The organism is Jidongwangia harbinensis (assembly GCF_020216025.1).
Lineage (GTDB): Bacteria > Actinomycetota > Actinomycetes > Mycobacteriales > Micromonosporaceae > Actinoplanes > Actinoplanes harbinensis.
This window is the reverse complement of sequence record NZ_JAIWNC010000002.1, coordinates 380,141-393,071: the sequence shown is the minus strand read 5'-3', so window position 1 is coordinate 393,071 and position 12,931 is coordinate 380,141. Positions and strand designations below refer to the sequence as shown.

The window sequence follows — 12,931 nt, the reverse complement described above, 5'->3', positions numbered from 1 at the left end:
CGCCGGTCAGGTGCCGGGGCGGCGGCCGAACACCTTGACCGTGGTGCCGATCCGCCCGATGCCGTAGAGCTTCTTGGCGTCGGCGGCGAGCAGGTTCACGCAGCCGTGCGAGCCGCGCCACCCGTCGTGCAGGTAGGTGGTGGTCTGGTGCAGGCCGACCCCGCCGACGAACCGCTGCCAGTACGGCATCCACACCTCGTACGGATTCGACCATTCCTTCTTGGTCCGCTTGTTGATCCGGTACGTGCCGGTGGGGGTGCGGTAGCCCTTCATGCCGGTGCGCGTGACGGTCGGCTTGACCGTCACCTTGCCGCCCTTCATCACCCACACCGTCTGGTTGGTCAGGTCGACGCAGACCGTGGTGCGCGACTTCTTCGCCTTGCACGCGGACGTCTTCGTGGCGGCCAGCCGCTTCGCGACGCCGTGGGTGGTGGGCCCGGCCAGACCGGCGACCGGCCTGATCCCGTACCGCGACTGGAACTTCTTGATCGCGGCGCAGTCCGCGGCGGACTGCCGGCCGTCCACCGTCACCGAGCCGAAGCCGCCCAGCTTCTTCAGGTAGCCCTCGACCTGCTTCTGGTAGCGCCCGGTGGAGCAGGAGGCGGCCGCGGCCCGGGCGACGACCACGGCGGCCGGCGGCGGCGCCGCGGCGGCGGGCGGCGTCAGCACGGCCGCGCCCAGGCCCGCTCCGAGCACGGCCGCGACGGCGGCGGCGACGGCGCGGGCGGAAGTGCGTTCGACTGCCACGTGTCTTCCTCCCCAGGAATGTCTACCGCCATCGAAGCACAGACACCGGCGCGGGGAGGTCGGGCGAACGGCCGGGGCGGGACGGCGCGTCGGCACCTCGTGATCGTCCGGCCCGCCGCCCGCACCGCGTCACTGGGGAACGGGGTGCGCCACCGAGATCGGGTCACCGGGGAGTGGCGAGGTCCTGCACCCAGTACGGCCGGTCGTCGCGGTCGAACGCGAGCCCCACACCCATCTCCCGGAACCGGCAGTCGAGGAGGTTCTCCCGGTGGTCCGCGCTGTGCCACCAGCCGTCCACCACCTCGTGCGCGCTGTCCTGCCCGCGGGCGATGTTCTCGCCGTAGCGCGACCACCGGTACCCGGCGTCGGTCACCCGGTCCCCCGCGTCCCGGCCGTCCGGGGACCGGTGCGCGAAGTAGCCGCGCCGCGCCATGTCGGCCGCGTGCCGGTTGGCCGCCGCGATGAGCCGGCCGTCCGCCGTCACGTCGGCGCACCCGTTCCGGCGGCGGTGCTCGTTCACCAGCGCGAGCACCTGCCGCTGCACCGGCGCGGACGCGCTGCCGGAGACCGGGGCCGGGGACGCCTGCCGGTGCGCGCCGGCCGGCGGGTCGGCCGGCGGGTCGGCCGGCGGGTCGGCCGGCCCGGCCTGGGCGGGGCGCTGCCGGGCCGGCTCCTGCGCGGCGGGCTTCTGCACGGCGGGCCTCTGCGCGGCTGGCCGCCGGACGACCGGCCGGTCAGCGCCGGGCCGCTCCAGTGCCGGTGCGACGGCCGCCGCCACCGGCCCGCCGGACGGCGCCCGATCACCGGCCGCCGAGGCAGAGCCCCCAGCCGGACCGGAACCCCCGGCCGAAGCGGAACCCCCAGCCGAAGCGGAACCCCCGGCCGAAGCGGAACCCCCGGCCGACGTCGCGGCGGCGATACCCCCGGCGAGCAGGACCGCCGACGCCGTCAGGCACACCGCCACCACTGGTCTCCGCATACCGTCCCCTCGGTTCGTGGCGCCGCGGCCGTCCCCGGCACCCGGGCGGACCAACGTGGCAACCGGCGGCCCGGTCACTGACCGCCGTCACCGCGGCCGGCCGCGGGTGGCCCCCGGCACACCCGCCGGGCACCCCGGATGAGCTGGCATTTCGCGCGCGGCGCCGATTCCTCCCCGACAACCCGGCCGGACCGGCAAAACGGACACTTCACTCGTTGGGGGTCATCCCTCCGGACCGTTTTGTCCGGCTGCGCAGCCGTCCCGGCCCGGCGGATCGCGTCGCTACGGTGACGCGGTGCGCAACCGCTACCTGGACCTTCTCCGAGCCGCCGCGATCGTCCGGGTGGTCGTCTACCACCTCTTCGGGTGGCCCTGGCTGTCCCTGCTGCTACCCGCCATGGGCGTCATGTTCGCGCTCGCCGGGTCGCTCACCGCCGCCTCGCTCGACCGGCGCGCCGCCGGCCCGGTGATCACCTCGCGGCTGCGGCGGCTACTGCCCCCGCTCTGGCTGCTCGCCGTGTTCGCGGTGCCGGTCATGCTGGTCACCGGGTGGGCGCAGGAGGAGGGCGAGCATCCGTTCAGCGTGGCGCGGCTGGGGTTCTGGTTGCTGCCGATCGGTGACCCGCCGGGCAGCGACCACGCGGTCGACGTGTGGGAGCCGCTCTGGTACCTGCGGGCGTACCTCTGGTTCGTGGTGCTCTCGCCGTTGCTCTTCGCGGCCTGGAAGCGGATCGGCTGGTTCGCGGTGGCCGCGCCGGTCCTGCTGATCGGCGTCCTGGACCTCACCGGCCTGACGCTGCCGGAGACCGCGGACGCCGCGCTGTGGGACTTCGCCACGTACGGCGCGTGCTGGATCGCCGGCTTCGCCCACCACGACGGCCGGCTCGCCCGGGTCCGCCCGGCCGTGCTGGTGCCGGTGTCCGTGGCGCTCGGGGCCGCGGCGCTGTACTGGCTGTCCGGGCACCCCGGCGAGGACGGCTACGACCTGAACGAGGTGACCGAGTCGCAGGCGCTCTGGTCGCTGGCGTTCGTGCTGCTGGTGCTGCGCTGGCGTCCGCCGATGGGCTGGCTGGCCCGGGTCCGTCCGATGGACCGGCTGGTCACGCTGCTCAACGCGCGGGCGGTGACCGTGTACCTGTGGCACAACATCGCCATCGCGGTGGTGTGGCCGGTCCTGGCCATGGTGGCGCTGGACGACCTGGGCGTGCTCAGCGGTCCGATGGAGCTGGCCGTCGCCCTGGCGCTGACCGGGGTGGCGGTGCTGGCCTTCGGCTGGGCCGAGGATCTGGCGGCCCGCCGCCCGCCGCGGCTGTGGCCCACCACGGAGCCGCCGCCCGGGGCGTCACCGGGTGCGCCACCGGCGCCGGAGGACTGGCGGGCCGCGCACGTGACCTGGCTGGGGTCACCCCGCGACCGCCCCTGACCCGCCGGCCGGCGGAAACGAGCGGGAGCACTGCGAACGTTTTTCGCTAATGGGCCGCATACAGTCGCTAACCTGTGCCAATGGGGCAGCCCGGGCATACCGCGCAGTCCGCGGAGCCTGAGTCCGCGGGCGCCATGTCGCTCGTGTTCCGGGCCGGGTCACTGCTGTGCGCGCTGCCGCTCGACGAGGTGGCCGAGATCATGCGACCGCTGGCCACCCGCCCGCTCGCCGGGACGCCCTCGTTCGTCTCCGGGATGACGATCATGCGCGGGGTGCCGGCGCCGGTGGTCGACGTGGCCTGCCTGCTGGCCGGCGAGCGCGCCGCACCCGAACGGTACGTCGCGGTCCGTACCGAGCGGGGTCCGGTCGCGTTCGCCACCGGTCCGGTGCTCGGGATTCGCGCCACCGCCGCGGACGGCCCGGCGACCCGGCACACCGCACTGCTCGGCGGGGCGGCCGGCACGCTGGTCGCCGGCGTCGGCACGCTCGACGGCGAGCCCCTCCTGCTGCTGCAGAGCATGCGGGTGGTGCCGGACGACGTCTGGGTCGCGGCCGCCGAAGCGGCGGTGGTCCAGTGACCGGCGGCGAGCACCTGGCCCGGTTCCGCACGCTGCTCGCCACCCGGATGGGCTGGACGTTCGCCGACGCCGACCTGCCGCACCTGGGGCAGGAACTCGCCGCCCGGGCCGCGGCGCGGGGGCTGGACGCCGGCGCGTACCTGGACCGGCTCGGCGCGGGCGGGTGGCGCGAGGAGATCAGCACGATCGCCGAGGATCTGACCATCACCGAGACGTACTTCTTCCGGCACGGCGAACAGTTCCGGGCGCTGGCGGACACGGTGCTGCCGGAACGGATCGCCGCCCGGGCCGAGCGGCGGGCGTTGCGGCTGCTGTCGGTGGGCAGTTCGTCCGGCGAGGAGGCGTACACCCTGGCGATCATCGCCCGGACCGCGGCACCCGGGCCGGACTGGATCGTCTCGGTGCTGGGCCTGGACGCCAACCCGGCGATGCTGCGCAAGGCCGCCGGCGCCTGCTACTCCGGCTGGTCGCTGCGGGAGACCCCGGACGAGGTACGGCAACGCTGGTTCCGCCCCCGGGACGGCGGCCACGAGGTGCTCCCGGAGATCCGCGAGCTGGTCCGGTTCCGGCAGTACAACGTCGCCGACGAGGACGCCGCGCTGTGGCGGCCCGACCTGTACGACGTGATCTTCTGCCGCAACCTGCTGATGTACCTCACCCCGGCCACCGCGGCGGCGCTGGTCCGGCGGATGACCCGGGCCCTCGCCCCGGGCGGCTACCTGTTCCTCGGGCACACCGACTCGCTGGGCAGCAGGCCCGACGGCCTGGAACCGCAACACGACCACGGCACGTTCTACTATCGCCGCCCCCCGGCCGCACCGGCGGCGGGACCGGCACCGGCAGCGCCACGGCGGGACCCGGCGCCCGGCCCGCCCGCGGCGCCGCCGGCCGCCGCCGCGGACCGGATCCGCGCGCTGCTGCACGCCGAACGGTTCGCCGACGCGCTCGACCTCGCCGAGGCCGCACTGACCGACCACCCGGCGCGGCCGGACCTGCTGCTGTACGGGGTCCTGCTGGCGCAGGCCGGGCGGCTCGACGACGCCGAGATCACCGCCCGCCGGCTGCTCGACCGGGACGGGCTGGACGCCGACGCCCACCACCTGCTCGCCGTCTGCCTGGAGGGCGGGGCCGCGGTGGACGTCGCGATCGGGCACTACCGGCTGGCCGCCTACCTGGACCCGGCGTTCGCCATGCCCCGGGTCCGGCTCGGGCTGCTCGCCCGGCGCCGCGGCGACCACCGCACCGCGCTGACCGAACTGGACCGCGCGGTGGACCTGCTGCGCGGGGAGAGCGACGACCGGCTGGCGATGTTCGGCGGCGGCTTCGGGCGGATCGCGCTGAGCCACCTGTGCCGCACCGAGATCGACGCCTGCGGGAGCCGCCGATGAGCCCCGACACGGTGAGCATCCGCCGATCCGACCTGCGCGCCGACTTCGACCGCTCGTTCGCCGAACCGGCCCGCCGGTACGACCGGGAGCACGTCGAACTGCTGGCCGTGCGGGCCGGTGACCACCCGTACGCGCTGCGCCTCTCGCAGGCCGCCGGACTCTTCCCGGACCGGCCGGTCACCCCGCTGCCCGGCCCGGCCGCGGCGCTGCTCGGCGTCGCCGGGTTCGGCGGCGGCATCGTGCCGGTGTACGACCTGGCCGCCCTGCTCGGCCACCCGCTGCCGGAGCGCCCGCGCTGGCTGGTGCTGGTCGGCGGTGCCCCGGCGCTGGCGTTCGCCTTCCACCGCCTGGACGGGCATCTGCGGGTGCCCGCCGACACGATCGTCACCGAGACCGGCGACGCCGGCGGCAGCCTGCGCGGCATGGTGCCGCTGCCCGGCGGCACCCGGGCGATCGTCGACCTGCCGGCCGCCCGGGCCGCCGTGCACGCACTGACCGGACACACCGACGCGGACGAGGAGCGATAGACGATGATGGCCGGACGTACCTTCGGCAACAAGCTGGCCGGTGGATTCGGGCTCACCGTGGCGCTGACCCTGCTCATGGGCGCCGCCTCGGTGCTGGCCCTGACCGTCGTGGTGAACAGCAAGGACGACGTGATCACCGCGGCCGCCGACGGCGTGACCGGCGCGGAGCGGCTGCACACCACGGCGGAGCGGCGGATCGGCAACTACCGCGCGTACCTGCTGAACGGCCGGCAGGACTATCTGGACGCCACCCGGGCGGACCGCACCACCTTCCTCGACCAGGTGGCCGAGCTGCGCGGCGCGCTCACCGACCCGACCGCCGTGGCGCTGCTGGACGACGTGTCCCGGTCCGAGGAGCGGCACTCCCAGGTGCTCGACCCGGTGCTGGAACGCCGCCGCGCCATGAAGAACCTCACCACGATCGCCCAGTTGCAGGCCACCGAGGTGGCGCCGTCCCGGCTGGCGCTGCAGAACGCGATCAGCGCGCTGACCGAGCGGACCCGGGCGGACGTCCAGGCCCGGCAGCGCGCGTCGTCGGTCCGGGCCACCCAGGCGATCGTGGTCATCGTGGTGCTCGGCCTGCTGGCCATGCTGAGCGCGGCGCTGATCGCGTACCGGCTGAACCGCGACCTGCGCCGCGAGGTCGGCGCCGCGGTCGGCCACATCCAGAGTTCGTCGGCGGAGCTGGAGGCCGCCGCCGCGCAGCAGGCCACCGGCGGCCGGGACCAGGCGAGCGCGATGAGCGAGATCACCACCACGATCAGCGAGCTGCTCATCACGTCCCGGCAGATCGCGGAGAGCGCCCAGCGCGTCTCGAAGATCGCCGAGGACACCGCGGACGCCGCGGCCACCGGCGACGCCACCATCGACCAGACCCGGCAGTCGATCGCGGCGATCCGTACCCAGGTGGATCTGATCGTGCAGCACATGCTCGCGCTGGGCGAGAAGTCCCAGCAGATCGGCGGCGTGGTCGACCTGGTCTCGGAGCTGGCCGAGCAGACCAACATCCTGGCCATCAACGCGACCATCGAGGCCACCGGCGCGGGCGAGTGGGGCCGCCGGTTCGCCGTGGTGGCCGACGAGATCCGCAAGCTGGCGGACCGGACCGCGGGCTCGGCCAAGGAGATCCGGGCGCTGATCGACGACGTCCGGGGCGCCGTCAACACCACCGTGATGGCCACCGAGATCGGCGCGAAGAGCGTCGACGCCGGGGCCCGGCAGTTCGACGACGCCACCGGCTCGTTCCGGCGGATCGCGCATCTGGTGGCCACCACCAACGACGCCACCCGGGAGATCGAGCTGTCCACCAAGCAGCAGACGACCGCGGTGGAGCAGGTGAACGTGGCCGCGTCGGACACCGCCCGGGTGACCCGGGAGACCGAGGCCAGCGCCACGCAGACCCGCCAGACCGCCGCGCACCTGTCCAAGCTCTCCGGTGACCTCCTGGAACTGGTGGGTACGGGGAAGCACGGATGAGCGGAGATCCGCTGCGGTACTTCCGGATCGAGGCCCGGGAACTGGTCGATCAAATCAGCGCCGGCGTGCTCGACCTCGACCAGCAGCCCGGCCCGGACCTGGTGGCCCGGCTGCTGCGGTTCGCGCACACGCTCAAGGGCGCCGCCCGGGTGGTCAAGCAGCAGGAGATCGCCGACCGGGCACACGAGTTCGAGGAGGTGCTGATCCCGCACCGGACCGAGGACGCGCCGCTGGCCACCGACCAGATGCGCGAACTGCTCCGGCTCAACGACGAGATCGAGGCCCGGGTCGCCGCGCTGGAGCCGGCCCCGGCGCCGGGCGCGGACGTGCCGGCCCCTCCCCCGGCCACCGGGCCGGTCGCCGGGCCGGTCGCCGGGCAGCTGGAGCCGGGCGTGCCGCCGGAGACCGCACCGCCGCCGCGGGCCGCCACCGCGGACGTCGACGACCTGCTGGACGCGATCGGCGAGGCGCATGCCCGGTTCGGGCCGCTGCGCACCGGCGCGCACGCGCTGGACCGGCTGCACCGCACCGCGGAGAACCTCGCCGACCAGTTGCGGTCCGCCCGGGCCGGCGGCGCGGACACCGCCCGGCTGGGCGCGTTGCGGCTGGCCGCCGACCTGAGCGCGCTGGGCCGCCGGCTCACCGACAGCGTGGAGCAGGTGGAACGCGAGCTGGACGAGATCCGCGGCCGGGCCGAACGGCTCCGCCTGGTCGCCGCCTCGACCGTGTTCACCGCGCTGCACCGGGCCGTCCGGGACGCCGCCGACGGGCAGGGCAAGCGGGTGCGGTTCGAGGGCCGCGGCGGCGACCTGCGCCTGGACCCGCACGTGCTGGCGCTGGTCAACGGCGCCTTCCTGCACGTGGTCCGCAACGCGGTGGCGCACGGCATCGAGCCCGCCGCGGACCGCGCGGCGGCCGGCAAACCCGCCGAGGGCACGGTGGTCGTCGAGGTCGAGCGACGCGGGCGCTTCGCGGCCTTCCGGTGTACGGACGACGGCCGCGGTTTCGACGTCGCGGCGATCCGCCGGGCCGCCCGGGCGCGGGGACGGCTGGCACCGGGCGCACCGGAGCCGGACGAGCGGGCGCTGCTGGATCTGCTCCTGCGCGGCGGGATCAGCACGTCCGCCGGGGTCACCGAGGTGTCCGGGCGCGGCATCGGCCTGGACGTCGCCCGGGACGTGGCGGACCAGCTGGACGGGGCGGTCACGCTCGGCTCCGAGGCCGGGCGGGGCGCCACCGTGGAACTGGTCGTCCCGCTGGCACTGCTCAGCGTGCAGGGCCTGGTGCTGGAGGCGGCGGGCACCGTGGCCACCGTGCCGCTGGACGCCGTGCGGACCTGCGTACGCCTGCTGCCGGACCAGGCCGCCACCGCCGCGGCCACCGGCCGGATGGCGCACGAGGGCCGGGCGCTGCCGTTCCTGTCGCTGGCCGGCGTGCTGTACGCCGGCGCGGCCGTGCCGGACAGCGGCCCGCCCGGCGTCGCCGTGGTGCTGGCCGCCGACGGCGAGGCGGTCGCGGTGGGCGTGGACCGGCTCGCCGGCACGTCCACCCTGGTGGTGCGCCCGCTGCCGAAGCTCGCCCCGGCGGCACCGGTGATCGGCGGCGTCGCGATGGACCTGGACGGCAACCCGCGCCTGGTGCTGGACGCCCAGGGTCTGGTGGCGGCGGCCCGGAACGGCCGGCACGTGCAGGCCGGCGCCGTGCCCGCCGCGGTGGAGCGGCTGCCCATCCTGATCATCGACGACTCGCTGACCACCCGGATGCTGGAACGCTCCATTCTCGAGTCGGCCGGCTACCAGGTCGATCTGGCGGCGTCCGGCGAGGAGGGCCTGACGAAGGCGCGGGCCCGCCGGTACGGGCTGTTCCTCACCGACATCGACATGCCCGGCATCGACGGGTTCACCTTCGTCGCGCGGACCCGGGCGGACCCGGCGCTGTCCGGGGTGCCGGCGATCCTGGTCAGCTCCCGGTCCAGCGCCGAGGACCGGCAGCGCGGCGCCGAGGTGGGTGCGGACGCGTACGTGGTGAAGGGCGAGTTCGACCAGGAGGAACTGCTCGCGCACATCCGCCGGCTGGTGCCCTCGTGATCCGGGTCCTGGTGGTGGAGGACTCGGCGACCATGCGGCACCACCTGCGCGCGTCGCTGGCCGCCGATCCGGACCTGGTGGTCGTCGGCGAGGCCCACGACGGCGGGCAGGCGGTCGAGCTGTGCGGCCGGCTGCGCCCGGACGTGGTGACGATGGACATGATGCTGCCGGTGATGACCGGTCTGCAGGCCACCGAGCAGATCATGGCGGAGTTCCCGACGCCGATCCTGGTGGTGTCGTCCGCGGACCGGCGCGAGTTGTTCAGCACCTACAACGCGCTCGCCGCCGGTGCCCTGGACGTGCTGGAGAAGCCGCGCGGCGACGACTCCGACGCGAGCTGGGGGCGGCGGCTGTGCGCCGCGGTGCGGCTGGTGTCCCGGATCCGGGTGATCACCCATCCGCGGGCCCGGCTGGACGGACGCGGACGGGCCGCACCGCCCGCCGCCGCGCCGACGGCGGTGTCCGAGCCGGCCGGGTCCGACGGGAACGAGCTGCGGATGGTCGCGATCGGCGCGTCGACCGGCGGCCCGGGCGCGCTCACCCAGCTGCTGCGGGCGCTGCCGTCCGGCTTCCGGCCGCCGGTGCTGTGCGTGCAGCACATCGCGGCCAGCGAGCCGTTCGCGGTGGCGTTCTCCGACTGGCTGGCCGACCAGACCGGGCACCGGGTCAGCTACGGCCTGGACGGCATGGTGATCAGCTCGCTCGGCGGCCGGGTACTGCTCGCCCCGCCGGACCGGCACATGTACGTGCACAACGGCGTCGTCCGGCTCAGCGACGGACCGCCCCGGCACTCCTGCCGCCCGTCGGTCGACGTGCTGTTCGAGTCGGTGGCCGCGGAGTACCGCGCGGCCGCGGCCGGCTGCGTGCTGACCGGGATGGGCCGGGACGGCGCCGACGGGCTGCTGCGGATGCGGGCCCAGGGCGCGGTCACGTTCGCCCAGGACGAGGCGAGCTGCGTGGTGTACGGCATGCCCCGGGAGGCCGCGCTCAGCGGTGCCGCCGGACACATCCTGCCGCCCGCCCGGATCGCCGCCCGCCTGGCCGAACTCGCCGTGACCAGCGGGGCGCGGCGATGAACCACACCGTGCTGATCGTGGACGACAGCCTGACCGTGCGGATGGATCTGCACGAGGCGTTCACCGCCGACGGCTTCACCTCGGTGCTGTGCGCGACCGGCGCCGAGGCCCGGGCCGCGTTCGCCGCGCGCGACTTCGACGCCGCGGTGCTGGACGTGGTGCTGCCCGACGCGGACGGGGTGGAGCTGCTGCGCGAGCTGCGCGCCGACCCGGACCTGGCGCACATCGCCACCGTGCTGCTGTCCAGCGAGACCGAGGTGGCCGACCGGCTGCACGGCCTGCGCACCGGCGCGGACGAGTACGTGGGCAAGCCGTACGACGCGGGTTACGTGGTGGCCCGGGTCCGGCAGCTGCTCGGGGACCCGTACAGCCCGGACGACCGCACCACCGTGCTGGTGATCGACGACAGCATGACGTTCCGGGAGCGGCTGCGGGAACTGCTGGAGGCCGAGGGGTACGCGGTGCTCACCGCCCCGTCCGGCGAGGAGGGACTGCGCACGGCGGCGGAGCGGCGCCCGGCGGCCGTGGTGGTGGACGGCGTGATGCCCGGCATCGACGGCGCCACGGTGATCCGGCGGATGCGCCTGGACCCGGCGTTGCGCGACACCCCGTGCCTGTTGATGACGGCGGCCGACGACTACGCCACCGAGGTGCAGATGCTGGAGGCGGGCGCCGACGGGTTCGTCCGCAAGCAGCAGGACCTGGCGGTGGTGCTGGCGAAGCTGGCGGCGGTGCTGCGGCAGAGTGCCGAACAGTTGCCGATCGAGGCGACCGGCAGCCCGCACGGTCCCAGCAAGGTGCTCGCGCTCTCCCCGGACCGGCGCCAGCTGGACCGGCTCGGCGACGCGCTGCGCTCCGACGGGTACGACGTGGTGCCGGCCGCCACCGCCTCGGACGCGCTGGAGTTGCTGGCCGCGCAGCCGGTCGACTGCATCGTGCTGGGCCTGGACGGCGTGGCCGACTCCGGGCGGGAGGCGTGCCGGCGGATCAAGGAGGTGCCGCAGGTCGGCGACGTTCCGCTGATCATGACCGGCGGGCACGACGACGCGATGCTGGAGTGCCTGGCCGCCGGCGCCGACGACTACGTGCCGGCCGACGACGGGCCGGAGGCGCTGCGGGTGCACGTGCGTACCCAGATCCGGCGCAAGCAGTCGCAGGACGAGAGCCGCCGCATCCGCGAGGAGCTGATGCGCCGCGAGTTGGAGGCCACCGAGGAACGGGCCGCCCGCCAGCTCGCCGAGACCCGCGCCGCGCTGGTCGAGGAGCTGGAGTGGCGCAACCGGGAGCTGGAGGCGTTCAGCGGTTCGGTGTCGCACGACCTGCGCGGTCCGTTGCAGGTGATCAGCAGCTTCGCCGAGACCATCCTGGACGAGGACGACGAGCCGCTCGGCGACGTTGCCCGGCACCGGGTGCAGCGCATCCACGCCGCCGCGCAGCGGATGGCCGACCTGGTCGAGTCGCTGCTGCTCCTGGCCCGGGCCAGCCGCGGCGAGTTGCGCCGGGAGCCGGTGGACCTCAGCGCCACCGCGCGGGAGGTGGCCACGGAGGTGCTGGCCCGCGAGCCGGACCGCAAGGTCGGCTTCGCCGTGCACGACGGCATGACGGTGGACGCCGACCTGGGCCTGACCCGGGTGATCCTGGAGAACCTGATCAACAACGCGGTCAAGTTCACCCGGCGGGTGGACCTGCCGGTGATCGAGGTCGGCTGCGTGTCGGCGCGGTTCTTCGTCCGGGACAACGGCGCGGGCTTCCCGGCCGGCCAGGCCGGCGAGTTGTTCCGGCCGTTCGCCCGGCTGCACGACGCCGCCGAGTTCCCCGGCACCGGCATCGGCCTGACCACGGTGCACCGGGCGGTGGAGCGCCACGGCGGGGAGATCTGGGCCGAGGGTGAGGACGGCCGCGGCGCGACGTTCTGGTTCACGCTCCCACCCGCCGCGCCGCGCCGCGCCGCCTGAGGATCAGGCCGGGCCGAACCACGGCCGGCAGGGCGGGAAGTTCCGCACGGTCACCTCGCCGGCCTGACCGGACGAGCGCCATCGGTCGGCGGTGAGCCGCAGGTGCCGCAGCAGCACCGCGCCCTCGTGCGCATGGACCAGGCCGACGCCGTTGTCGGCGTAGCCGATCCGCCGGGACACCCCCAGCGACGGGTGGTTGTCGGCCCGGGCCGAACTGATCGCGGCGACCGCACCCAGATGCTCGAACGCCAGGCCGAGCACGGCCATCCGCATGGCCACCCCGATCCCCCGGCCGCGGGCCGCGGGCACCAGCCAGGAGGCGGAGTCGACGGTACGCAGCACCGGGAAGTCGTCGCCCTCCAGCGTCTGCACGCCGACCAGGTCGCCGTCCTGCCGGACCGCCAGGTGCAGCACCCACGACTCCGGCGACCAGGTGCCCAGTGCCCGCCAGTAGCCCTGGTGGAACAACCGCCGGCGGTCCGGCCCCGGCTCCAGCCCGGGCAGCGCGGACAGCCGTGGGTCCGGTTCGTAGTCGTCCGGTTCCCGCGCGGCCAGGACCGGCAGGTCGGACTCGCGGACCGGGGTCAGGTCCACACCTCGGCAGTGCAGCCGCAGGTCGAACAGCGGCCAGTCGGAGTAGCTCACTCCCGCACCCTATGCGGCGGCGGTGGCGGCCCCCGGGTGCCGCCACCGCC

At 75.1% G+C, this 12,931-nt stretch carries 11 protein-coding genes; 8 read left to right on the top strand and 3 right to left on the bottom strand.

Features of this window, described 5'->3' with window-relative positions:
• Nucleotides 1-6: 6 nt before the first annotated feature.
• Together LDL48_RS04300 and LDL48_RS04295 are read right to left on the bottom strand one after the other, a co-directional pair.
• Nucleotides 7-747, bottom strand: coding sequence for a L,D-transpeptidase family protein (locus LDL48_RS04300; RefSeq protein ID WP_225253659.1), 741 nt, complete (start codon nt 745-747; stop codon nt 7-9).
• A gap of 163 nt (nt 748-910) precedes the next feature.
• Nucleotides 911-1,441, bottom strand: a complete 531-nt coding sequence (locus LDL48_RS04295) for a CAP domain-containing protein (protein ID WP_225253658.1) — start codon at nt 1,439-1,441, stop codon at nt 911-913.
• A gap of 580 nt (nt 1,442-2,021) precedes the next feature.
• On the opposite strand from LDL48_RS04295, the gene LDL48_RS04290 reads away from it, so the two are divergent.
• From LDL48_RS04290 to LDL48_RS04255, 8 genes are all read left to right on the top strand, one after another.
• Nucleotides 2,022-3,149, top strand: coding sequence for an acyltransferase family protein (locus LDL48_RS04290; RefSeq protein ID WP_225253657.1), 1,128 nt, complete (start codon nt 2,022-2,024; stop codon nt 3,147-3,149).
• Nucleotides 3,150-3,229: 80 nt separating this feature from the next.
• Nucleotides 3,230-3,727, top strand: a complete 498-nt coding sequence (locus tag LDL48_RS04285; RefSeq protein ID WP_225253656.1) for a chemotaxis protein CheW — start codon at nt 3,230-3,232, stop codon at nt 3,725-3,727.
• The gene (locus tag LDL48_RS04280; RefSeq protein ID WP_225253655.1) at nt 3,724-5,115 is read left to right on the top strand and encodes a CheR family methyltransferase; all 1,392 of its coding nucleotides are present in this window, start codon (nt 3,724-3,726) and stop codon (nt 5,113-5,115) included. The genes LDL48_RS04285 and LDL48_RS04280 overlap by 4 nt, the downstream gene beginning before the upstream one ends.
• Nucleotides 5,112-5,642: a chemotaxis protein CheW gene (locus LDL48_RS04275; RefSeq protein WP_225253654.1), complete on the top strand. Its 531-nt coding sequence runs from the start codon at nt 5,112-5,114 to the stop codon at nt 5,640-5,642. Before LDL48_RS04280 ends, LDL48_RS04275 begins: the two co-directional genes overlap by 4 nt.
• Before the next feature lie 3 nt (nt 5,643-5,645).
• Nucleotides 5,646-7,118, top strand: a complete 1,473-nt coding sequence (locus tag LDL48_RS04270; protein WP_225253653.1) for a HAMP domain-containing methyl-accepting chemotaxis protein — start codon at nt 5,646-5,648, stop codon at nt 7,116-7,118.
• Nucleotides 7,115-9,205, top strand: coding sequence for a hybrid sensor histidine kinase/response regulator (locus LDL48_RS04265; RefSeq protein ID WP_225253652.1), 2,091 nt, complete (start codon nt 7,115-7,117; stop codon nt 9,203-9,205). Before LDL48_RS04270 ends, LDL48_RS04265 begins: the two co-directional genes overlap by 4 nt.
• The gene (gene cheB, locus LDL48_RS04260; protein WP_225253651.1) at nt 9,202-10,281 is read left to right on the top strand and encodes a chemotaxis-specific protein-glutamate methyltransferase CheB; all 1,080 of its coding nucleotides are present in this window, start codon (nt 9,202-9,204) and stop codon (nt 10,279-10,281) included. The genes LDL48_RS04265 and cheB overlap by 4 nt, the downstream gene beginning before the upstream one ends.
• Nucleotides 10,278-12,236 (top strand): response regulator, encoded by a 1,959-nt coding sequence (locus LDL48_RS04255; RefSeq protein WP_225253650.1) that lies wholly within the window; start codon nt 10,278-10,280, stop codon nt 12,234-12,236. Before cheB ends, LDL48_RS04255 begins: the two co-directional genes overlap by 4 nt.
• 3 nt (nt 12,237-12,239) lie before the next feature.
• On the opposite strand, the gene LDL48_RS04250 is transcribed toward LDL48_RS04255, so the two are convergent.
• A complete protein-coding gene (locus LDL48_RS04250; protein ID WP_225253649.1) occupies nt 12,240-12,881 on the bottom strand; it encodes a GNAT family N-acetyltransferase in 642 nt (213 codons plus the stop codon).
• Nucleotides 12,882-12,931 lie beyond the last annotated feature (50 nt).